Origin of the sequence: Rhizobium sp. ZW T2_16, from assembly GCF_044987325.1 — a bacterium.
Lineage (GTDB): Bacteria > Pseudomonadota > Alphaproteobacteria > Rhizobiales > Rhizobiaceae > Neorhizobium > Neorhizobium cellulosilyticum.
The window spans coordinates 408,699-431,193 of sequence record NZ_JBJDRG010000003.1; the positions used below are offsets into that span (position 1 = coordinate 408,699).

21 protein-coding genes and 1 tRNA gene are annotated in these 22,495 nt (G+C 58.6%); 9 read left to right on the top strand and 13 right to left on the bottom strand.

What is annotated here, in order from left to right; translation table 11 throughout:
* Positions 1–3 precede the first annotated feature (3 nt).
* The 11 genes from deoC to ACI3K0_RS12000 form a co-directional block, all read right to left on the bottom strand.
* Positions 4–774, bottom strand: a complete 771-nt coding sequence (deoC, locus tag ACI3K0_RS11950; RefSeq protein WP_183823769.1) for a deoxyribose-phosphate aldolase — start codon at positions 772–774, stop codon at positions 4–6.
* 106 nt (positions 775–880) lie between these two features.
* A complete protein-coding gene (locus ACI3K0_RS11955) occupies positions 881–1,678 on the bottom strand; it encodes a purine-nucleoside phosphorylase (protein ID WP_183823771.1) in 798 nt (265 codons plus the stop codon).
* Positions 1,675–2,067, bottom strand: a complete 393-nt coding sequence (locus ACI3K0_RS11960) for a cytidine deaminase (RefSeq protein WP_183823773.1) — start codon at positions 2,065–2,067, stop codon at positions 1,675–1,677. The genes ACI3K0_RS11955 and ACI3K0_RS11960 overlap by 4 nt, the downstream gene beginning before the upstream one ends.
* 4 nt (positions 2,068–2,071) lie before the next feature.
* The gene (locus tag ACI3K0_RS11965; protein ID WP_404945351.1) at positions 2,072–3,043 is read right to left on the bottom strand and encodes an ABC transporter permease; all 972 of its coding nucleotides are present in this window, start codon (positions 3,041–3,043) and stop codon (positions 2,072–2,074) included.
* A 2-nt stretch (positions 3,044–3,045) separates the two neighbouring features.
* Positions 3,046–4,149, bottom strand: a complete 1,104-nt coding sequence (locus ACI3K0_RS11970) for an ABC transporter permease (protein WP_183823776.1) — start codon at positions 4,147–4,149, stop codon at positions 3,046–3,048.
* Between the two features lie 79 nt (positions 4,150–4,228).
* A complete protein-coding gene (locus ACI3K0_RS11975) occupies positions 4,229–5,755 on the bottom strand; it encodes an ABC transporter ATP-binding protein (protein ID WP_183823778.1) in 1,527 nt (508 codons plus the stop codon).
* 75 nt (positions 5,756–5,830) lie between these two features.
* A complete protein-coding gene (locus tag ACI3K0_RS11980) occupies positions 5,831–6,823 on the bottom strand; it encodes a BMP family protein (RefSeq protein WP_148146129.1) in 993 nt (330 codons plus the stop codon).
* 231 nt (positions 6,824–7,054) lie between these two features.
* Positions 7,055–7,714 carry a peptide-methionine (S)-S-oxide reductase MsrA gene (gene msrA, locus ACI3K0_RS11985; protein WP_183824150.1) on the bottom strand — a complete coding sequence of 220 codons (660 nt, stop codon included), beginning with the start codon at positions 7,712–7,714 and terminating at the stop codon, positions 7,055–7,057.
* A 73-nt stretch (positions 7,715–7,787) separates the two neighbouring features.
* The gene (locus ACI3K0_RS11990; protein ID WP_148146130.1) at positions 7,788–8,114 is read right to left on the bottom strand and encodes a hypothetical protein; all 327 of its coding nucleotides are present in this window, start codon (positions 8,112–8,114) and stop codon (positions 7,788–7,790) included.
* Between the two features lie 131 nt (positions 8,115–8,245).
* A tRNA-Thr gene (locus ACI3K0_RS11995) sits at positions 8,246–8,320 on the bottom strand.
* A gap of 232 nt (positions 8,321–8,552) precedes the next feature.
* Positions 8,553–9,905, bottom strand: a complete 1,353-nt coding sequence (locus ACI3K0_RS12000) for an MFS transporter (protein WP_148146131.1) — start codon at positions 9,903–9,905, stop codon at positions 8,553–8,555.
* 317 nt (positions 9,906–10,222) lie between these two features.
* Here ACI3K0_RS12000 and cyoA point away from each other — a divergent pair, with 317 nt between their 5' ends.
* From cyoA to ACI3K0_RS12035, 7 genes are all read left to right on the top strand, one after another.
* Positions 10,223–11,362 carry a ubiquinol oxidase subunit II gene (gene cyoA, locus ACI3K0_RS12005; RefSeq protein WP_183823781.1) on the top strand — a complete coding sequence of 380 codons (1,140 nt, stop codon included), beginning with the start codon at positions 10,223–10,225 and terminating at the stop codon, positions 11,360–11,362.
* A gap of 43 nt (positions 11,363–11,405) precedes the next feature.
* Positions 11,406–13,409, top strand: coding sequence for a cytochrome o ubiquinol oxidase subunit I (gene cyoB, locus ACI3K0_RS12010; protein WP_148146133.1), 2,004 nt, complete (start codon positions 11,406–11,408; stop codon positions 13,407–13,409).
* Between the two features lie 2 nt (positions 13,410–13,411).
* Positions 13,412–14,032, top strand: a complete 621-nt coding sequence (gene cyoC / locus ACI3K0_RS12015) for a cytochrome o ubiquinol oxidase subunit III (protein WP_183823783.1) — start codon at positions 13,412–13,414, stop codon at positions 14,030–14,032.
* Positions 14,029–14,430, top strand: a complete 402-nt coding sequence (gene cyoD / locus ACI3K0_RS12020) for a cytochrome o ubiquinol oxidase subunit IV (protein WP_148146135.1) — start codon at positions 14,029–14,031, stop codon at positions 14,428–14,430. Before cyoC ends, cyoD begins: the two co-directional genes overlap by 4 nt.
* Before the next feature lie 68 nt (positions 14,431–14,498).
* A complete protein-coding gene (locus ACI3K0_RS12025) occupies positions 14,499–15,218 on the top strand; it encodes an SURF1 family protein (RefSeq protein ID WP_183823785.1) in 720 nt (239 codons plus the stop codon).
* A 268-nt stretch (positions 15,219–15,486) separates the two neighbouring features.
* On the top strand, positions 15,487–18,210 hold the full coding sequence (locus ACI3K0_RS12030) for an ABC transporter transmembrane domain-containing protein (protein ID WP_148146137.1): 2,724 nt from the start codon (positions 15,487–15,489) through the stop codon (positions 18,208–18,210).
* A 31-nt stretch (positions 18,211–18,241) separates the two neighbouring features.
* Positions 18,242–18,697, top strand: coding sequence for a cyclic nucleotide-binding domain-containing protein (locus ACI3K0_RS12035; RefSeq protein WP_148146138.1), 456 nt, complete (start codon positions 18,242–18,244; stop codon positions 18,695–18,697).
* A 14-nt stretch (positions 18,698–18,711) separates the two neighbouring features.
* Here the strand turns inward: ACI3K0_RS12035 and ACI3K0_RS12040 are convergent, their stop codons facing one another.
* Entirely contained in the window at positions 18,712–19,194 is a 483-nt protein-coding gene (locus tag ACI3K0_RS12040; protein ID WP_183823787.1) for a class I SAM-dependent methyltransferase, read from the bottom strand.
* A gap of 15 nt (positions 19,195–19,209) precedes the next feature.
* Positions 19,210–20,550 (bottom strand): nucleotide sugar dehydrogenase, encoded by a 1,341-nt coding sequence (locus tag ACI3K0_RS12045; RefSeq protein WP_183823789.1) that lies wholly within the window; start codon positions 20,548–20,550, stop codon positions 19,210–19,212.
* A 108-nt stretch (positions 20,551–20,658) separates the two neighbouring features.
* Between ACI3K0_RS12045 and ACI3K0_RS12050 the strand changes: the two genes are divergently transcribed.
* Positions 20,659–21,747 (top strand): glycosyltransferase family 4 protein, encoded by a 1,089-nt coding sequence (locus ACI3K0_RS12050; RefSeq protein ID WP_183823792.1) that lies wholly within the window; start codon positions 20,659–20,661, stop codon positions 21,745–21,747.
* A 4-nt stretch (positions 21,748–21,751) separates the two neighbouring features.
* On the top strand, positions 21,752–22,492 hold the full coding sequence (locus ACI3K0_RS12055) for a polysaccharide deacetylase family protein (protein WP_183823794.1): 741 nt from the start codon (positions 21,752–21,754) through the stop codon (positions 22,490–22,492).
* Positions 22,493–22,495 lie beyond the last annotated feature (3 nt).

The window sequence follows — 22,495 nt, forward strand, 5'->3', positions numbered from 1 at the left end:
GCGTCAATAGCCGGCGGCGGCGCGCGGCGCGGCGCTGCCGCTCAAGACCGCCAGAATGTCATCGAGCAGGCTCGAAGCGCCGAAACGGAAGGTCGAGGGCATGACCCAGTTCGGCCCCAGGATGCTTTCTGCAAGCCTCAGATAGAGATCGGCATCGGCAACGGTGGAAATGCCGCCGGCGGGCTTGAAGCCGACCTTTGCTTTGGATTCGCGGATGGCGCGCAACATGATGTCGGCTGCTTCCAGTGTCGCATTGACGGAAACCTTGCCGGTGGAGGTCTTGATGAAATCGGCGCCGGCCGCGATCGCCAGTTCGGACGAGCGCCTGACGAGCGCCATGTCGCGGATCTCGCCGGTTTCGAGAATGACCTTGAGCGTGGATTGTGGGCAGGCGGCACGAACGGCTTCGACCATCGTCGTGACGGCCGTCTCATCACCTGCGATGAAGGCCTTGTAGGGAATGACGAGATCGATCTCGTCGGCTCCGTCCTCGACGGCCTTTTTCGTTTCCGCGATCACTTCAGCAACGGCAAGATCACCGGAAGGAAAGTTGACGACGGTTGCGATCCTGACCGGATGACCGGGCCCGAGAATGCTGCGGGCATGGGCGACGAAGCGCGGCCAAATGCAGATCGCAGCGCTATTGCCATAGGGTGTCTGGGCGCGCAGGCACAGGTTTTCGATCGCGGCATTGTCGCAATCGTCACGCAGGTTCGTCAGGTCGAGAAGAGACAGGGCAAATGCCGCAGCCTCGCGCGGGCTCTGCAGTTCCATGGTGTCCTCCGGTGTGGATTGAAGTGCAAGTTTTAGCGTTGAACCGATTTGATTCAACCCGCATAGGTCGCGAAATGTGGTATCTTGCCGCTAGGGCGTTGATAAGTCAGGCATCGCGGCTGAGCATTTCATGCAGGACCGCGGCGAGCCGGGCACCACCGACAGGGGCCATGTCCTTGGTTTCCTCGTGGCTGAGCTCGGCACCGGTCATGCCTGCCCCGTAATTGGTGACGACCGAGGCGGCCGCAACCTTGAGGCCGAAGTAACGGGCGAGAATGACTTCCGGCACGGTCGACATGCCGACTGCATCGGCGCCCAGCGTGCGCGCCATGCGAATTTCGGCCGGCGTTTCGAAGCTCGGGCCAGAGAACCACATGTAGACGCCCTGATACAGCGTCACACCGGCAAGGATCGCGGCATTGCGCATCTTGAGCGCCAGATCGGCATCATAGGCACTGGTCATGCCGACGAAGCGTTGATCGCCATGTTCGCCGATCAGCGGGTTCATGCCGGAATAGTTGATATGGTCGGTGATCTGCATGACCGAACCGGGCGGCATGTCTTCACGCACGGACCCTGCCGAGTTGGTAAGGATCAGCGACTGCACGCCAAGGCCCTTTAGCACCTGCAGGGGGAACCGCATGGCCTTGGGATCGCCATGCTCGTAATAATGGGTGCGGCCGGACAGCATGATGACCGGCTGGCTGCCGAGATAACCCGCCACCAGTTCGCCCGCATGGCCAGTAACACCGCTGACCGGGAAACCTTCGAGTTCCCTGTAGGAAATGCGGATTTGGTCGGTGACGCCCTCGACCAGCGAGCCGAGGCCTGAGCCGAGCACGATCGCCACGCGCGGCACAAGGCCATTCAGCCGTTCGACTAGCAGATCGGTTACCGTCGTCATCCGATAACATCCGTTTCAAAAGCATAAGGCAGAAGTTCGCCCATGGTGACGGTCTTCGCCACGCCTGCCTCGTCGCAGAGATAGATGCGGGTATCGGCCGAAGCGAATTCCGAGATCTTCTGGCGGCAGCCGCCGCAGGGAGTGCAGAGCGGCAGCTTTTCGGCAATCACCGCCAGTTCGACGATCTTCTTTCCGCCGCCCATGACCATGGCGCCGATCGCCGTCGGCTCGGCGCACCAGCCTTGAGGGAAGGAGAGGTTCTCGATATTGGCGCCGAGATAGACTTTTCCGTCATCCGCCTTCAACGCAACACCGACCGGGAACTTGGAATAGGGCGCATGAGCCTTGGTCATCGCCTCGCGGGCTGCTTCGAATAGTTCGTGCGACATCTCTTTAGCGCTCCTTGGTGTAGGCGACGCCGCCGGCCTTGGGCGGGCGGGCGACGCCGATGAAACCGGCAAGCAGGACGCAGGTAAGGATATAGGGCAGCGCCTGGAAGATCTGCACCGGAACCTCGCCGATCATGGGCAACGACTTGCCCTGCATGAAATTGGCGAAGGCATCAAGGAAGCCGAAGAGCAGGCAGGCGAACATGACCGGCACCGGCTTCCACTTGGCGAAGATAAGCGCTGCAAGCGCGATGTAACCCTTGCCGGCCGACATGTTGTTGATGAAGGCGGCGGATTGGGCGATCGACAGATAGGTGCCGGCAAAGCCTGCAAGAAAACCGGTGACGATCAGCGCGCGATAACGCAGCCAGACGACCGATACGCCTGCCGTATCGACCGCGCCCGGATTTTCGCCGACGGCGCGAAGGCGCAGGCCGAAACGGGTGCGATAGAGCACCCACCAGGAGATCGGCACCATGAGGAAGGCGATGTAAGTCAGGATGTTGTTGCCGGAAATGACATTGGCGTAAAGCGGCCCGATGATCGGCACGTCGCGCATCATGTCGGCACCCGGCAGGATGATGCTGGAGAAGCGCCCTTCCGGCGGCACCTGGCCGGTGCGTCCGCCCTGGTTGAACCAGGCGGTGCCAAGCACGATCGTCAGGCCCGCCGCGATGAAGTTCAGCGCCACGCCGGAGACGATCTGGTTGCCGCGGTTGGTGATCGAGGCAAAGCCGTGCAGCAGCGAGAAGATGATCGAAACCAGAATGCCTGCGCCGAGACCTGCCCAGGCATTGCCGGTCCAATAGGCGACGCAGGCGGCGGCGAAGGCGGATGCCAGCATCTTGCCTTCAAGGCCGATGTCGAAAATACCGGCGCGCTCGGAGAACAGACCTGCCAGTGCGGTGAAGAGCAGCGGGATGGACAGGCGGATCGCCGAGCCCAGAATGCTGACGAAAGTATCGAAATATTCCATGGCTACTTCCCCCTCGCCGTCTGGTAGAGCCGCACCATGGCCGGGCGCAGCATGTATTCCAGCGCACCGGCAAAGAAGATGACGAGACCCTGGATGACCACGATCATGTCGCGGGTGATATTTGGCATTTCGAAGGAGAGATCCGCACCGCCCTGATAGAGGATGCCGAAGAGGATCGCGGCGAGAATGATGCCGACCGGATGACTGCGTCCCATCAGCGAAACGGCAATGCCGACAAAACCGGCCCCTGCGACGAATTCCACCTGAAGACGGGCCGAGGCACCCATGACCGCATTGAGCGACATCATGCCGGCAAGACCGCCGGAGATGAGCATGGCGATGATGACGGTGCGGACGTACGGGATGCCGGCGTAAACCGCAGCCGTCGGGCTGATGCCGAGCGTGCGCATCTCATAACCGAGCTTGGTGCGCCAGATCAGCAGCCAGACGAGGTAGCACATGATGAGCGCGATGATGAAGGAGACGTTGAAAGGGGCCGGGCCGAGCTTAAGGCCGAACAGCGCCATCAGCCAGTCGAGCTTGGGCAGCTGCCCGCCAGGCAGGAAGGTGCGGGTTTCCGGCGCCATCTTGCCCGGTACGATGAAGACGTTGACCAGAAGATAGACCATCAGCGCCGCGCCGATGAAATTGAACATGATGGTGGTGATGACGATATGGCTGCCGCGCTTGGCCTGCAACCAGGCGGGGATGAAGGCCCAGGCGGCACCGAAGAGCGCCGCGCCGACAACCGCAAAAGGCATGGTCACGTACCACGGCACGTAATGATCGAGCGAGAGCGCAACCAGCGCTGCACCCAGACCGCCAACATAGGCCTGACCTTCGGAGCCGATGTTGAACAGGCCGGCATGGAAAGCGACCGCCACCGACAGGCCGGTGAAGATGAAGCTCGTGGCATAAAACAGGGTGAAGCCGATCGCATCACCGCGGCCGAGCGCACCCTGAATGAGGAAATTCAGCGCCTCAAACGGGTTTTCGCCGATCGCCCAGACGACGAGGCCGGAGAAGAAGAAGGCGAGGATGAGGTTCAACAGCGGAATGACGCCGTAATTGATCCAGGCGGGCAATGGGACCGAAGCCGTGCTCATGCGCCCCTCCCCGTTTGCCCGGTTCCGATCCGTGCCTCGTTCATCCCATACTCCGAAATTCTATCAAAAATAGAGACCGTCACGCTGCGATCCCCGCCATCATCAGGCCAAGTGTCTGCTCATCCGCGTCCGCCGATTTTTCGCCGACGACCTTGCCTGCAAACATGACGAGGATGCGGTCCGACAGCGAGCGGATCTCGTCGAGTTCGACGGAGACCAGAAGCACCGCCTTGCCGGCATCGCGCATCTCGATGATGCGCCGGTGGATGAACTCGATCGCGCCGATATCGACGCCGCGGGTCGGCTGGCCGATCAAGAGCATTTTGGGATCGCGCTCGATCTCGCGGGCAACGACGATCTTCTGCTGGTTGCCGCCGGAGAAATTGGCAGTCTTCAGCCGCGGGTTCGGCGGGCGGATATCGTATTTTTCGATCTGCTCCTCGGCGCTCTTTCGAATTGCGTCGAGATCCAGCATCGCGCCGCGGCCGTAACGCGGATCGTGGTGATAGCCGAGGATGGAGTTTTCGTATTCCTCGAATTTCAGCACCAGCCCCATATGGTGGCGATCTTCGGGAATGTGCGCGAGGCCGAGCTGGCGCAGCAGGGCGGGATCGGCAGCGCCTACCGGCTTGCCGTCGATCAGGATTTCTCCCGAGACAGGCTTGCGGATGCCGGCAAGCGCTTCGAGCAGCTCAGACTGGCCGTTGCCGGCAACACCGGCTATGCCGACGATTTCTCCGGCTCTTACATCGAAGGAGACGTCGTCGACCATGGTGACGCCACGGCCGTCCTTCACCGTCAGGTTCTTCACCGAAAGAAGCACCGGGCCGGGATTGGCCTCGCCCTTTTCGACACGCAGCAGCACGCGGCGGCCAACCATCAGTTCGGCGAGTTCGGCAACCGTCGTCTCGGCCGTTTTGCGGGTGGCGACCATCTCGCCGCGACGCATGACCGAGACCATATCGGTGATCGCCATGATCTCGCGCAGCTTGTGGGTGATGAGGATGATCGTCTTGCCCTGATCGCGCAGAACCTGAAGGATACGGAAGAGGTGATCTGCTTCGGCCGGGGTCAAGACACCCGTAGGCTCATCGAGAATGAGGATCTCGGCGCCGCGATAAAGCGCTTTCAAGATTTCGACACGCTGCTGGCTGCCGACCGGCAATTCCTCGATCACCGCATCCGGATCGACTTCCAGACCGTAATCCTTTTCGAGCCGCTTCAGTTCTTTGCGCGCACCTGCAACGCCCTTGGCGAGCAACTGCCCGCCTTCCGCACCGAGCATGACATTTTCCAGCACGGTGAAATTCTCCACCAGCATGAAATGCTGGTGGACCATGCCGATGCCCGCCGCAATCGCGGCCTGGCTGTCACGGATCGTGACCGGCTTACCCTGAATGCGGATCTCACCCTCGTCGGCGTGGTAGAAGCCATAGAGGATCGACATCAGTGTCGACTTACCGGCACCGTTTTCGCCGATAATGCCGTGGATGGATCCCTTGCCGACGGAAAGGTTGATGTTCTTGTTCGCATGGACTGCGCCGAACTTCTTGTCGATGCCGACAAGTTCGATCGCAGGCTCATTCGCTGAAGACTGAAGGCTCAATGGTCCGACCTTGCTCTTAATATGCAAAAAGGGCGCATGGCGGCAGTTCCACCATGCGCCCCTTCGATCCTTGACTTACATCGGGCAGGAATTGTCCGTCATGTAGTCATGCACCTTAACGGTGCCGGCAATGATATCGGCCTTTGCCTTATCGAGCGCGGCCTGCATTTCCGGCGTGATCAGAGCCTTGTTGTTGTCGTCCATGGCCGCAACGACGCCGCCATCCTTGATGCCGTTGGACTGGACACCGGCGGTGAACTTGTCGGCTGCAGTATCCTTGTAGGCGTTATAGACCGCCAGATCGACGCGCTTGACCATCGAGGTCAGAACCGAACCCGGATGTACATGGTTCTGGTTCGAATCGACGCCGATCGAGAGCTTCTTGTTGTCGGTAGCAGTCTGCATGACGCCCAGACCCGATGCACCGGCTGCCGCGTAAATGACGTCGGCGCCCTGGTCGATCTGGTTCTTGGTGAGCTCGCCTGCGCGAACCGGGTCGTTCCAGGCAGCGCCGGTCGTGCCGACCATGTTCTGGAAGACCTGCATATCGGCCTTAACGGACTTGGCGCCCTGGACATAACCACAGCCGAACTTGCGGATCAGCGGGATATCCATGCCACCGACGAAACCGACCTTGCCGGTCTTGGAGGCCATGCCAGCGAGAAGACCGACGAGATAGGAGCCTTCCGCTTCGTTATAGACAACGGAACGAACGTTCGGCAGATCGACGACCGAGTCGACGATGACGAATTTGGTGTCGGGAAATTCAGCGGCAACCTTTTCCATGGCCGAAGTCCAGGCGAAGGAAACCGCGATGACGGGGTTATAGCCACGGCTTGCGAAGTTGCGAATAGCCTGCTCGCCCTGCGTGTCGCTTGTCGGCTCGAAATCGCGATAATCGGTGCCGGTTTCCTTCTTGTACATTTCGGCACCGGCATAGGCGGCCTCGTTGAAGGATTTATCGAATTTACCACCGGTGCCATAGACCAGCGCCGGCTTGATCTCGGCGGCCAGCGCTGTCGTCGACATCGCAGCTACGGCGAGAAGGCTCAAAAAGGTTTTCTTCATGGTGCAGCCTTGCTTTTTTTAATGTTAGGTCCTCCCGCGGGTCCGACCAGCGAACGCCATGCGGTTACCGCCCCCTCTTTGAAGGCTTGGCTATACCTACTCTTGCATGTGCGCCAGAAAAATTCACCAGATTTTTTTCATCCGGTAAAAACGCCTATCCCTTTGGCAGCCTGCATGAATTTGCCGCGGACCTGCACAAATCCGCGGCGCTCAAATCATATTTTCGCAGCTTCAAGCCGCCTGGCCGACCGGGCAGGACACACCGGTGCCCTTGAGACCGCAATAACCGGCCGGGTTCTTGGCGAGATACTGCTGGTGATAGTCTTCAGCATAATAAAATGTCGGCACGGGAGCGAGTTCCGTGGTGATCGGTGTATCGCGGCCAGCCTTGTTGAGGGCATCCTGGAAAACATCCAGCGCCTCGCGCGCCTGCTCGGCCTGGTTTTCGCTCGTCGTGTAGATCGCGGAACGATAGGTCGTGCCGATGTCGTTGCCCTGCCGCATGCCCTGGGTGGGATCATGCTCCTCGAAGAACAGCTTCAGCAGCTGGCGGTAGGAGACGATTTTCGGATCGAAGACAATCTTCACGATCTCTGCATGGCCGGTGAGCCCGGTCGTCGTTTCATGATAGGTCGGGTTCGGCGTGATACCGCCGGCATAGCCGACCGCGGTCACGTAGACACCCGGCACCTTCCAGAACAGGCGCTCGGCACCCCAGAAGCAGCCCATGCCGAAATAGGCAACTTCCAGGCCTTGCGGATAAGGGCCCTTGAGGGCGTGGCCGTTGACGAAATGGATCTCGGATGTCGGGATCTCATGCGGCCTACCGGGCAGAGCCGTCTGCTCTGATGGCATTACAGTCTTCTTGCTGAAGATCTCGTTCAGGAACATTTCTGCCTCCATCTTTGGCGACATTGGTTGTTTACTTTTCCTGGACTGCATCTCCCCGGCACCGCCTGCCGGTTCAGGCCGCGAAACGTCCTGCGAAAGACGTTCTCTTGTAGCCCACCATCCAGAAAAGCAGTGCGAGGACCAGGAACATGACACCGGCAGGCTGCGCCAGAACCGGCGCCACATAGGGTCGCCATATATCTGCGCTCATATAGTCATCAGCCGACAGTTCTGCCAGTGTCAGACTTTCAGGATCGAGATTAAGCCAGGCATTGCCGAGGCTAGTCAGAACCACATCCGACGACGAAACGGACTGGATCGCATCGATAGTGCCGACGAGGACAGCAGCAGCAAGCGCTGCGAAACTCAAAAAATGGAAAAACGCCCGAAGGAGCCTCATCGCGCAGATCTCTTCCCTCAAACACCGGCGTCCTGCATTAAACGATAGCGCCATCGCCTGCATATGGCAACGACGGCCCAATTATCCGACACGGTGTCCGTGCGTTAAGTACTTGTCATTCTGGAGGAAAATGGTGCTGCTAGAGAGATTTGAACTCTCGGCCTCTCCCTTACCAAGGGAGTGCTCTACCCCTGAGCTATAGCAGCATCTGAGCGGCGCGGCTCAACCCGCGTCGTTGGTGAGCGGCCTATTGCCATAGGTTCATGGTGAGTGCAAGCGGCAAATCAACTATTTTGTTGAGAACCGTGACCGCGTTGCCGCCAGACCAAGGCGGAAGCCCCGGCTGTGCCGCGAAAGAGAAACGGATCGCAGCATTATCGATTTTTCGATGGAATTGATGGATGGCGGGGTGACATGGCCACCCCGCCATCCATTCCTCTAGGTTTTCGTCACACCATCGACGCTGTCGAGCGTACGGCTGAGGAGCAGTGCGAGAATCGTACAGATCGCACCGGAGATCAGATACCCCCCAATGAAGATGATGCCGAAATTGCTGGCGAGCCCGAGAGCGACCAGCGGCGCGAAACCCGCACCGATCAGCCATGCAAGGTCCGAGGTGAGCGCCGAGCCGGTATATCTGTAACCGGCGCTGAAGCGCGAGGAAACCGAACCGGACGCCTGGCCGAAGGACAGGCCAAGGATGGCGAAGCCGAGAATGATGAAGGCCGACTGTCCGGTCACGCCTGCATCAAGCAGGAAGGGCGCCGTGAAGCTGAAGATCGCGATGATGAAGGCACCGATCAGCAACTGGCGCCGACGGCCGATGCGATCGGCCAGAAAGCCCGAAAGCATGATGGTGGCGAAACCGCAGAGCGCGCCCAGCACCTGAACGAACAGGAAGGTGCCTGCGGACTGGCCGCCATACAATGTCACCCAGCTCAGCGGGAAGATCGTCACCAGATGGAACATTGCGAAGCTGGCAAGCGGCGCAAAGGCACCGATCACGATATCGAAACCGTGAAGCCTCAAAACCTCGGTTATCGGCTTGGCTTCCAGTTCGTGATTGTCCATGGCGGCGCCGAATTCATGCGAGGCGACGATGCGCAACCTTGCGAACAGGGCCACGACGTTGATCGCAAAGGCTACGAAGAAGGGAAAGCGCCAGCCCCAGTCAAGGAAGTCGGCATCCGAAAGATTGACGACGAAATAACCGAAAAGGATGCTGGCCAGAGCAAAGCCGACCGGCGCTCCGAGCTGCGGGATCATTGCGTAAAAACCACGGCGGTTTTGCGGAGCGCTTATCGCAAGCAGGGAAGCCAGCCCATCCCACGCTCCTCCAAGCGCAAAACCCTGGCCGAGCCGGAAAAGCGCCAGAAGCGCCACGGACCACATGCCGATCGTCTCGTATCCCGGCAGAAAAGCGATCGATGCGGTCGAGCCACCCAGAATGAGTAGCGCCGTCGTCAGCTTCGTGCCGCGGCCGAAGGTGCGATCAATCCACATGAAAACGAAAGAACCGACCGGCCTTGCCAGGAAGGCGAGCGAGAAAATGGCGAATGAATAGAGAGTGGCAGTGACGGGGTCCGGGGCAAATGGGAAGACCAGACGGGGGAAAACGAGCACGCAGCCCAGACCGAACACGAAAAAGTCAAAAAACTCGGATGTGCGGCCGATCACGACCCCGATGGCGATGTTACCCGCCGAAATCGGCTTGTCGTCGTGAATATGCCTTGCATCGCGCTCCAGTGCTGATGACGACGGACCAGTCGCCAGAATTGTTGCCTCTGCCATGACTAACGTTCCTCCTTCGCGTCATTGCAACATTGAGTATGTTGGCCGGACTTGCTGTCAATCAAGATTTCAACTGTGAATTTGTGAAATTTCGAAAATTAGCAAATTTTGCCACAATCGTCAGGTTTCGCGCGATAAGGTATGTCTTCTGTCAACTTTATAGACTAGATTGCGCGCCGCAGGGCCGCCCTCCATCGAAATGGAGCAGGTGGTGATTTGCAGTGCGAAAAATTGTAGCACTGCGACGAAACACCTCATGGAGATCGGGGCAATGCTCCGATAGGCGAACTAGATAAAAAGCAAATTTGAGCAGATCAATGTCCCCAATCGTAAGGCGTCTTTGCCAGCTTTCCATCCTTCTTATCCTCCCATTCATGGCAGGCTGTGACCTTGTGGTCATGTCTCCGTCGGGCGATATCGCGCAGCAGCAGGCAGACCTCATCGTCGTGTCGACGGTGCTGATGCTTCTGATCATCGTGCCGGTGTTATTTTTGACCTTGTACTTCGCGTGGCACTATCGCCATTCGAACACGAAGGCCAAATATGACCCCGAATGGCATCACTCGACCCGCCTTGAAGTGGTGATCTGGTCCGCACCGCTGGCGATCATCATCGCATTGGGCGCAATCACCTGGATCAGCACCCACAAGCTCGACCCGTTCCGTCCGCTCGATCGCATCGATGCGGAACGTACCATTCCGGAAGGCACCAAGCCTCTCGAAGTGGAAGTGGTTGCGCTGGACTGGAAGTGGCTGTTCTTCTATCCGGAATACGGCGTCGCTACCGTCAACGAGATGGCAGCGCCGGTCGACCGGCCGATCACCTTCAAGATCACCTCTTCGTCAGTGATGAACTCCTTCTACATTCCGGCACTGGCAGGCATGATCTACGCCATGCCGGGCATGGAAACGAAGCTGCATGCGGTGATCAACAAGGAAGGCGTATTCGACGGCCTGTCGTCGAACTACAGCGGACCGGGCTTCTCGCACATGCGCTTCAAGTTCCACAGCCTCAACGAGCAGGGCTTCGACGGCTGGATCGCCCAGGTCAAGCAGAATGGCACCGCGCTCAACCGCGACGCCTACCTGAAGCTTGAAAAGCCGAGCGAAAAAGAGCCCGTCCGCTATTACGCAACTGTCGAAGACGGCCTCTACAGAGCAATCCTCAACGTCTGCGCCACGCCCGGCAAGATGTGCATGGACGAGATGATGCATATCGACATGATGGGCGGCGCCGGCCTGGAAAGCCACGAGAATCGTGATCGCCTGAAGTATGACGGCGGCCCGATCGACATCAACCTTCGCGGTCATGGCGAAGAGCATTCCGCAGTCGAGCCCGCCGCGGGCTCTCAGTCCACCAAGAACATGCCCGCTGAGGGCATGTCGCACGGCAACCATTCCATGCAGGGCACGGATATGGCCAAGGGCGACGCCTCCGAGGCGCCAAAAACAAACTAACCTGGCGCCTAGCGTCGCAAGACTTTAATGAACGGGTTGTCCCATGTTTTCCAATCCTGACCTCCTGAAGTTTATCTTCGGCCGGTTGACTCTCGAATCCATCCCCTACCACGAGCCAATCCTGGTAGCGACCTTCGCTGCTGTCGCGCTGGGCGGCATCGCCCTCTGCGCGTTCATCACCTACATGAAGTGGTGGGGTCCGCTGTGGAACGACTGGATCACCAGTATCGATCACAAGAAGATCGGTATCATGTACATCATCCTGGCGATCGTCATGTTGCTGCGCGGCTTCTCCGACGCCATCATGATGCGTATCCAGCAGGCTATCGCGTTTAACGGATCGGAAGGCTATCTGCCGCCGCACCACTACGACCAGGTCTTCACGGCTCATGGCGTGATCATGATTTTCTTCGTCGCGATGCCTTTCGTGACGGGTTTCATGAACTATGTCGTGCCGTTGCAGATCGGCGCACGCGACGTATCGTTCCCGTTCCTCAACAATTTCTCGTTCTGGATGACGACCGCAGGTGCGATCATCGTGATGATCTCGCTTTTCGTCGGTGAGTTCGCGCGTACCGGCTGGCTTGCCTATCCGCCGCTTTCGGGCGTGGAATACAGTCCCGGTGTCGGTGTCGACTATTATATCTGGGGTCTGCAGGTAGCCGGTGTCGGTACGACTTTGTCAGGCATCAATCTGATCGCCACGATCGTCAAGATGCGCGCACCCGGCATGTCCTTCATGAAGATGCCCGTCTTCACCTGGACCTCGCTCTGCACCAACATCCTGATCGTCGCCACCTTCCCGATCCTGACCGCTACCCTCGTTCTTCTGTCGCTCGACCGTTATGTCGGTACGAACTTCTTCACGAACGATCTCGGCGGCAACCCGATGATGTATATCAACCTCATCTGGATCTGGGGCCATCCGGAAGTCTACATCCTGATCCTGCCAGCCTTCGGTATCTTCTCCGAAGTCGTTGCCACCTTCTCCGGCAAGCGTCTGTTCGGTTATGCCTCGATGGTCTACGCGACCTGCGCGATCATGATCCTGTCCTACCTCGTGTGGCTGCACCACTTCTTCACGATGGGTTCGGGCGCTTCAGTCAACGCATTCTTCGGCATCACCACGATGATCATCTCGATCCCGACCGGTGCGAAGATCTTCAACTGGCTGTTCACGATCTATCGTGGCCGCGTCCGTTACGAAGTTCCGATGCTCTGGACGATCGGCTTCATGGTGACTTTCGTCATCGGCGGCATGACCGGCGTCATGCTCGCAGTCCCGCCGGCAGACTTCGTACTGCACAATTCGCTGTTCCTGATCGCTCACTTCCATAACGTGATCATCGGCGGCGTGCTGTTCGGCCTCATGGCTGGTGTGACCTACTGGTATCCTAAGGCCTTCGGCTACAAGCTCGATCCCTTCTGGGGCAAGATGAGCTTCTGGTTCTGGTTCATCGGCTTCTACTTCGCCTTCATGCCGCTCTACGTTCTCGGCCTGATGGGCATTACCCGCCGCATGTCTCAGTTCGACGATCCGTCGCTGCAGATCTGGTTCGTCATCGCCGCTATCGGTGCAGGCATGATCGCAATCGGCATCCTGTCCTTCATCATCCAGCTCGTCGTCAGCTACATCAAGCGCGAGGAACTGAAGGACGAAACGGGCGATCCGTGGCATGGCCGTACTCTGGAATGGTCGACGTCTTCGCCGCCGCCAGAATACAACTTTGCCTTCACTCCGGTCGTGCATGACCACGATAGCTGGTACGACATGAAGAACCGCGGCTACGCACGTCCGCTGCAGGGCTTCAAGCCGATCCACATGCCGAAGAACACCGGCACGGGTGCAATTCTGGCAGCCCTCAACATTGCCCTGGCATTCGGCCTGATCTGGTACATGTGGTGGCTTGTCGTCGTATCGTTCGTCGCCATCATCGCAGTCGCGATCGGCCATACCTTCAACTACAAGCGCGACTTCTACATTCCGGCGGAAACCGTTTCCGCTGAAGAAGCCAAGCGTACAGAACTGCTGGCGAAGCAGGTGTGACAATGAGCAACATTCAGAGCCAATCTGCGGAAAAGCCGCAATTCTACCTCGAGGAAGATCACCATCCGGAAGGCAGCACGAACCTCGGGTTCTGGCTGTATCTGATGAGCGACTGCCTCATCTTCGCGACGCTATTCGCGACCTATGCCGTGCTCGGCCGCAATTATGCGGCCGGCCCAGCGCCTGCCGACCTGTTCGACCTGAAGCTCGTGGCAATCAACACCGCCATGCTCCTGTTCTCGTCGATCACCTACGGTTTTGCGATGCTGCAGATGGAACGCGGTGCCAAGCAGGAAACCCTGTTCTGGCTCGCCGTTACTGGTCTCTTCGGCCTCGCCTTCCTGGGTATCGAACTCTATGAGTTCCATCACATGATCCACGAAGGCGCGACGCCGCAGCGTTCGGCCTTCCTGTCGGCCTTCTTCACCCTGGTCGGCACGCACGGTCTGCACGTCACCTTCGGCATCATCTGGCTGGTCACGCTGATGGTTCAGGTTTCCAAGCACGGCCTGATCGCTGAAAACCGCCGCCGCCTGATGTGTCTGTCGATGTTCTGGCACTTCCTCGACGTCGTCTGGATCGGCGTATTCTCTGTCGTCTATCTCATGGGAGTCGTCGGATGACCACCAACTCCACCTCGCACGAAGATGCACACGAAGCCCATCACGCCCACAGCCATGGCCACGAAGCCGGCCATGGAAGCTTCAAGAGCTATGTGACGGGCTTTATCCTGTCGGTTATCCTGACAGCCATTCCGTTCTGGCTCGTCATGGGTGACGTGCTCGACAGCAAGGTTGCCACCGTTGCGGCAATCATGATCATCGGCGCGATCCAGATCGTCGTCCACATGATCTACTTCCTGCACATGAACACCAAGTCGGAAGGCGGCTGGACGATGATGGCGTTGATCTTCACGGTCATCATCGTTGCAATCGCTCTGGTCGGCTCGCTTTGGGTCATGCATCATCTCAATACGAACATGATGGTCATGTCGCCCGAGATGATGAAGAACCTGCCTTGAGGTGATCAGGGAGCCCATGCGGGCTCCCTGACCTCAGAGACTACCGACCGGCATACACAATTCATGAAATGGAAACGCCCGTGAAATCTTACCTAGGCTTTCGGGCGTTTCTGCTTTTTGCGGCTATCGTCTTCACCGCTCTCGGTATCTGGCAGGTCCAGCGGCTTTTCTGGAAGCTTGATCTGATTGCCCGAGTTGATGCGCGCGTCCACGCAGCAGCTGCTGCCCCTCCGACCGCAAACGAATGGCCGACCATCAAGTCCACCGATGCCGAATATCGGCATGTGGTTCTGAATGGCACCTTCGACAACTTACGCGAGACGCTGGTACAAGCCGTGACCGAGAGAGGCCCGGGCTTCTGGGTTCTCACGCCGCTTGCCACGGCGGATGGCGGCACGGTCCTGATCAATCGCGGTTTCGTGCCGCCGGATCGCCGCGACCCAACCTCTCGTGCGGAAGGGCAACTCCAAGGAGAGGTCACCGTTACCGGATTGCTCCGGCTCAGCGAGCCGGGAGGGGCATTTCTCCGGAGTAACAATCCCGCGGCGGGCAGTTGGTATTCCAGAGATGTGCAGGCGATCGGAGAGAACAAGCAGCTTGTGAAGCTCGTTCCTTATTTCGTCGATGCAGATGCGACTGCCAATCCTGGCGGATATCCCGTGGGCGGTTTGACAGTCATCCAGTTCCGAAACAGCCATCTCGTTTACGCGCTGACATGGTTCGCGCTCGCCATCATGTCCTTTGCCGCCATGATCATGATTCCGCGCTTCCTGCGCAAGGAGACCTGACGGGCGGTGAGGCACTTGCTGGAAGGCACCGTCGCAACACTGTAAGAATAATTTCCACCTCATCTTGAACCGCCGACCTGCCGACACGAGATGCCAACTTGTCGCAGTGGGCGCTGTTGGCGTCCATCTCGCTTGCGGTTTCAGTTTCATTCCGGCAGCGAGAACGCGTTGATGAGCACTCGTTAAAACCCGGAAGACAGGCTATACAATGCCGGATGCAGCTTATCCCATACCCGAGTTGATAACGCTGCTGCTTTGGTGAAGGCATATGCAGAAGACGCTGCTACGTTATATCTGGACGCATACGAGGCCACAGCAGGTCTTCATCCTGCTGATCGTCGCCTTGTCGATGATCCCATATTTCCTTGCCTTCGACCTTCCCAAACAGATCATCAACGGCCCGATCCAGGGCCAGGGTTTCGAAGATCTCAGCACCACCCAGAATTTTCTGGATTTCTCGATCAGCATTCCGTTCGTTGATTACACATTCGGCTTCGACGGTTTTCCGCTCGACCGCATGCAGACGCTGGTCGCGCTCAGCAGCGTCTTCCTGCTTCTGGTGATCATCAACGGCGCATTCAAATACTACATCAACACCTACAAGGGCCGGCTCGGCGAGCGCCTGCTGCGCCGCATCCGCTTCGAGCTTGTTGATCGAGTTCTGCGTTTTCCGCCCCGCCACGCCAAGAGCCTGAACGGCGCCGAGATCGCCAGCATGATCAAGGACGAAGTGGAGCCGTTCGGCGGTTTCACCGGAGATGCCTTCGTTCAGCCGGCACTGCTCGGCGGCCAGGCTCTCGCCGCACTGTTCTTCATCATCCTGCAGAATTTCTGGCTCGGCATGGTGGCGGCCTTCATGGTCGCGATCCAGGTGATCATCATTCCGAAGATGCGCCGCCGGCTGATCGAACTCGGTCGGCAGCGGCAGATCACGGCACGACGGCTGGCTGGCAAGGTTAATGAAGTGGTCGAGGGCCTCGGCACGATCCACGCCTATGACACATCGAATTTCGAGCGCGCGGACGTGGCAAGCCGGCTGGGTGAAATCTACCGCATCCGCTACGATCTCTACCAGTGGAAGTTCCTGGTCAAATTCCTCAACAACTTCCTGTCACAGGTCACGCCGTTCCTTTTCTATCTCATCGGCGGCTATCTGACGCTGCGCGGCACCCTCGACGTCGGTCAGCTTGTCGCCGTCATCAATGCCTACAAGGACTTGCCGGGACCTTTGAAGGAGCTGATTGACTGGGACCAGGCGCGCCAGGACGTGCAGGTAAAATACGAGCAGGTCTTCGAGAACTTCGAAGTCGAGGATCTCATCAACCCGGCCATTCACACTCTCACTCCGGCATCGACACAGCAGAAGCTCGAAACACTTCACGCTGTTTCAGTGTCGCTCAACGACGACAGCGGCGCCAAGGTTGTCGACCACGTCACGTTGAAGATCGATCGTGGCGAAACGGTTGCGATGGTGGATCATACAGGCCGTGGCGCAGAAGCGATGGCTGAAGCTTTCGGTCGGCTCTCATGGCCTTCGAGCGGCCGAATCTGCCTTGGGGATCAGGATATCCGGGAACTTCCGGAATCCGTAACCGGACGCCATATCTCCTATGTCTCCACGGATAGCTACTTCTTCCATGGCAGCCTGAAGGACAACCTTCTTTACGGTCTCAAACATGCTCCGGTCAAAAGACACGAGTATGAAGGCAAGGACATGCGCCAACGACTTTGGGAGATCCGCGAAGCCAAAAAGGCGGGCAATCCACACCTCGACATCCGTGCCGGCTGGGTGGACTACAGTTACGCGGCGCTCGGCAACGGCGCCAAGGAGGACTTGCAGAAATCGCTTCTCGCAGCACTCGATGCCGTGCAGCTGACTGACGACGTGCTTGAACTTGCGCTTCATTCCACAATCAATCCGGACGAGGATCCGGAATTTGCAACGCGCGTGGTAGAGATGCGCAGGGCCTTGCGTGCCCGTATGAACGAACTGGGCATGGAATCCCTCGTCATCCCGTTCGAGCCGGACGGCTACAACTCCCAGGCAACAGTCGCCGAAAACCTGCTGTTCGGCGCGACATTGGCGCCTCTCACGCCGGACAATGAATTGCTATCCAGCGAGCATTTTTATACCGCGCTCAACAAGGTCGGGCTGCAGCGGCCATTCGTCGAAATGGGGCGGACAGTCGCCCGGAACCTCGTTGAAATATTCGGTGGGCTACCGGCAGACCACCCGTTCTTCCGTCAGGTCACAACGCTGTCTGCAGAAGATATCAGCTACTACCAGAGCCTGCTGCAGCGAAAAAATGAACCCAAGCCGGTCAATTTCCGACTATCCAGTGCAGACAAGGCCTTCATCCGCCTGACGCTGGAATATATCGAGCCACGATACCGCCTTGGCATTTTGACAACCGAGCTTCAGAACAAGATCGTCGGTTCACGCGAACTGTTTTACACCGAGCTACCAGCTCATCTGCGGGAACTTATCGAACGCTACGATCCCGATAAATACGTTTCCGTTGCGACGCTGCGTGAGAATATTGTTTTTGGAAAGCTGAGCAACAGTAACGCGGATGGCGTCGTCGAGCTTCGCACGTTGGCAGGCGCTGTTTCACGCGAGCTCGGCTTTGCCAACCAGCTTCTAAAAGCCGGTCTCGATTACGACATTGGCGCTGGCGGACGACGTTTGACACCAATCCAGCGACGAAAACTTAATCTTGCCCGCGCATTAATTCGGCGATCTGACTATTACGTGTTCAATAAACCGCTTCCTGGGCTCGAAAGACACACCCAGGAGGAAATTGTGCAGAACGTACTTGCATTTCTGGGTCAACAGGAGAATGATCCAGCTGTAATCTGGGTCTTGTCAAACATTTCTTTGTCACGTTTGTTTGACAAGGTCGTCATGTTTGACGGAGGCGCAATCCTCGAAGAGGGCTCGTACGAGACGCTCGAACAGGAGAGCGGAACCTTCAAGGCTCTGGTGGCTTAGCCATCTGTCCGACAGGAAAGGCGGAAGAGCGATGTTGCTATGTGATGAAGTCCAGCTGCTGCGGAAACTCCCGTATTTTGCGGAAGTAGATACCTGCAAGCTCAAGCTGCTCGCGTTCGCATCCGAACGCGTGACGTTCAAGGCTGGTCAACGCCTCTTCACCCAGGGCGACGCGGGAGATTCCGCCTATTTCATTCTCAGCGGCAGCGTGGAGTTTCTTGTCAGCACGCCTGACGGCCCTGTGAAGGTCAGCGAACGCGGTCCCAACTCGATCGTCGGCGACATCTCGCTGCTCTGCGATGGGCCACGCAGCTCGACGGTTCAGGCTGCCGGCGTGGTCGAAGCCTTGAAGATCAACAAGGACTACCTGTTCCGGATCATGGACGATTGCCCAGGCATGACCATGAAGATGACGCGCGCAATCGCCGAGCGGCTGCGCCTGACATCGTCGGAACTCGATCAGGTTCGCGCCCTGCAGAAGGCCTGAGCGGCCTCATACTCTCACAGCCTGCGATACATGAAATACCTGCCTTCATTGACCGAAGGCAGGCGAGGAAGCGCATCGAGTTGCGAGTGTTCTAGTGGCAGACCGCTGACGGCGTAACCGCCCGGCTGAAGCATGGCGGCAACCATCTGCGGCAGCCATGACAGCGTGATGGCATCCTTGTCCGGATAACCCGTACCGATATCCGCGTGGACCAGTGCTGCGCCGGTTCCGGCAAACTCCTGCCCTGTCTTGTTGATCTCGCCGGTGACGAAATCATCTTCATGCGGCGCCGTTGTGCGATGTGCGTTCATCGCGCGATCGAATGCTATGACCCGCCGCTCCGGAAAAAGCTCGCGCAGATGGCTGTAGGTCCTGCCATTTCCCAATCCGACTTCAAGAACATCCCCTTGCGCCGGAAGACCGAGGTCACGGGCAACATGGTTGAGAATATCGCGTTGGGCGGACATGCGATTGATGAATGTGTCGAGGCGGCTCATGGTCTTTCCAGTGTCTCAGGCTTTGACGATGACGTCAGAGGAAATTCCCTTGCGGGCGAAGATGTTGCGGGTATCGACGATCAATGGGGCAAGGCGGGATATAGCGTCGTAATCGACATTGTCATGGTCGGTAGCGATGACCACGGCATCGAAGGATTTGAGCGCGCCCTCGTCCCACTCTATCGACCGACGGCCCTTCAGTTCGGCATATTCGCGGGTCGACGGGATTTCCGATACGTAAGGGTCAAAATAGGCTACCGACCCGCCACGGCGCTCGATCAGTTCCATCAGCCGCAGCGATGGGCTTTCGCGAATGTCGGGCACGTTCTTCTTGTAGGCGAGACCGATCAGAAGCACTTTCGAACGGCTGAGCGCCTTGCCGCTACGGATATCCAGCGCTTCCGCCAAACGGGTGACGATGTGGTGCGGCATGGCGGTATTGATCTCGCCGGCCAGTTCGATGAAGCGCGTCGGCGTCTCGAATTCGCGGGATTTCCAGGTCAGATAGAACGGGTCGATCGGGATACAGTGACCGCCGAGACCGGGGCCTGGATAAAAGGGCATGTAGCCGAAAGGCTTGGACTTTGCCGCATCGATAACCTCCCACACATCGATGCCCATAGCGTCGTAGACGAGCTTCAATTCGTTGACGAGCGCGATGTTGACGGCGCGAAAGATGTTTTCGGTGAGCTTTACCGCCTCGGCGGTGGCCGTGGTGGAGACCGGCACGATGGTCTCGACGGTCGCGCCATAGAAAGCCTGCATCAGTCCTGCCGCAGCTTCACCATCACCTGCAACCACTTTCGGGATGCTGGCGGTGTGGAACTGGCGGTTGCCGGGATCTTCGCGCTCGGGCGAATAACCGAGGAAGAAATCATTGCCCGACTTCAGGCCCGTCCTTTCGAGGATCGGCTTCACCACCTCATCGGTCGTGCCGGGATAGGTGGTCGATTCGAGCACGATAAGCTGGCCCGGGCGCAGGGTTTTGGCAATCGCCTCTGCCGTCTTCGCCACATAGGAAAGGTCTGGGTCGCGATGCGCCGTCAACGGCGTCGGCACGCAGATGGCGATGATATCGCATTCGGCCAGGAGGTTGAAATCGCAGGTCGCGGCAAAGCGCCCGGCCTCGCATTCTGCCTTCAGCATTTCGGTCGGAACCGCTTCGATATAGCTTTCTCGGCGGTCGATGAATTCGATCTTGGACGGGTCGATATCGAAGCCGGTGACCGAGAAACCTGCCCGTCCAAAGGCCATCGCCAGTGGTAACCCGACATAGCCAAGCCCCACGACACCGGCTTTTGCCGTGCGTGCGGTGATCTTCGCATGGAGCGTCGAGGAAAGGGAGGTATCGGTCATGACGGGAGAAATCCTAGCGGTGAGGCGGTGGCTGACAGTTGTGAGAGATGCGCCGACGTGTCAAGAGTGGTCACGGGGAGATGATCAAACCCGCATGATGCCAGGCCTATGAAAATCCTGTTCTATTCGCCGCTGAAATCACCCAATCATCCCGTTCCGTCCGGAGACCGGTTGATGGCGCGGCTTATCGTCCGGGCACTGACCAGCCTCGGGCACGAGGTTTCGATCGCGTCCGAAATGCGCAGTTTCATGCGCTCGGCCGATATGCGGGATGCATTCAAGGCGAACAAGGCAGAGGCTGCGGGAGAGATCGAACGGATTGCTACCGAGTATTCCGGCACGTCTGCGCCTGACCTCTGGTTCACCTATCACCCCTATTACAAGGCGCCCGACCTTTTAGGCCCGGCGCTTTCGCGGCATTTCGACATTCCGCTGATCAATGCGGAAACTTCCTATTCGTTGCGCCGGAATATCGGCGTGTGGGAGACATCGCAGGAGATGCTGCTTGAGAGTATCAAGAGTGCCGCCGTCAATCTATGTTTCACCCGCCGGGACCGGGACGGATTGAAAGCCGCTGTTCCCGAGGCCCGGCTGGAAATGATCGCCCCCTTCATAGACACTGCACCCTATCTCAAACGCGCGCCATCCCCCGAGCCGGGGCGGCTGATCACCGTGGCGATGATGCGGCCGGGGGACAAGCTGTCCAGCTACCTGGCGCTGGCGGAAAGCCTGAGCCTGATCCGGCATCTGCCATGGACGCTTTCGATCGCCGGCGATGGCGAATGCCGGCAGGACGTGGAGCGTGCTTTTGCGGCACTCGACCCCAACCGGATAGAATGGCTGGGCGCCTTGCCGGAAGACAAAATCGCTGACCTTCTGTCACGCGGCTCAATGTTCGTCTGGCCGGGACATGGAGAGGCGTACGGGCTTGCCTATCTCGAAGCCCAGGCTGCGGGCCTTCCGGTTGTCGCCGAGGCAATTGCCGGTGTTCCCGAAGTCGTCGAACACGGCAGGACTGGCCTGCTGACGGCACAAGGTGACCGAACTGCCTTTGCGGAAGCGATCAGCGATCTTCTCCGCAAAGGCCAATCAAGAGAGCGGCTTGCCAGCGAAGCAAGGATTTTCGCGAGCGAGGAACGATCGATCAGCGGTGCAGCGGAAAACCTGCGCCGGATAATCGATACGTGTATGAGATGACGAGATGAGCAGACAACAATTCCTCGATACGCTCAACGCTTATGCCGAGGATGGCAGGACGGTGCAGCTTTGGCTGCGGGATGACGACGCCATAGCGCCGACTGCGGCGCTGTCGCGGCTTCTCGACCTGTCGAAACGCTGGAATGCGCCGATGACCATCGCTGCCATTCCCGCCGATGCGAAAATCGAATTGGCCCGACTGCTGATCGACCTGCCGCTGATATCCGTCGCCGTGCATGGCTGGGATCATACAAACCATGCACCAGCCTCGGAGAAAAAGCAGGAACTCGGGCTGCATCGCGGCGAGGAAGCGGTGCTTGCGCGGCTGGCGGAAGGGCTGGAGCGGATTGCCGGCCTGTTCGGTGATCGCGCCGTGCCGCTGCTCGTGCCGCCGTGGAATCGTATTGCGCCGGCGCTCCTCGGCCATCTGCCTTCGCTTGGATACGTGGCGCTCTCGGTCTTCGGGCCGGAACGGGAGGAGACCCCGGTTAAGCTGGTGAATACCCATGTCGATATCATCGACTGGAAAGGCACGCGCGGCGGACGTCCGATGGATATTCTCTACGCCGAAGCCTCAGCGCACCTCGGCACTGGCAACACGCAATCGACAAACCTCGGCGTGCTTACCCACCATCTCGTCCATGACGATGCCGCCTGGGATTTTCTCGATGACTTTTTCGCCCTCACAGCCGGGCACCCTGCCTGCCAATGGGTTCCGGTCAGCGCGTTGATGCACGCGCGCTGAAAG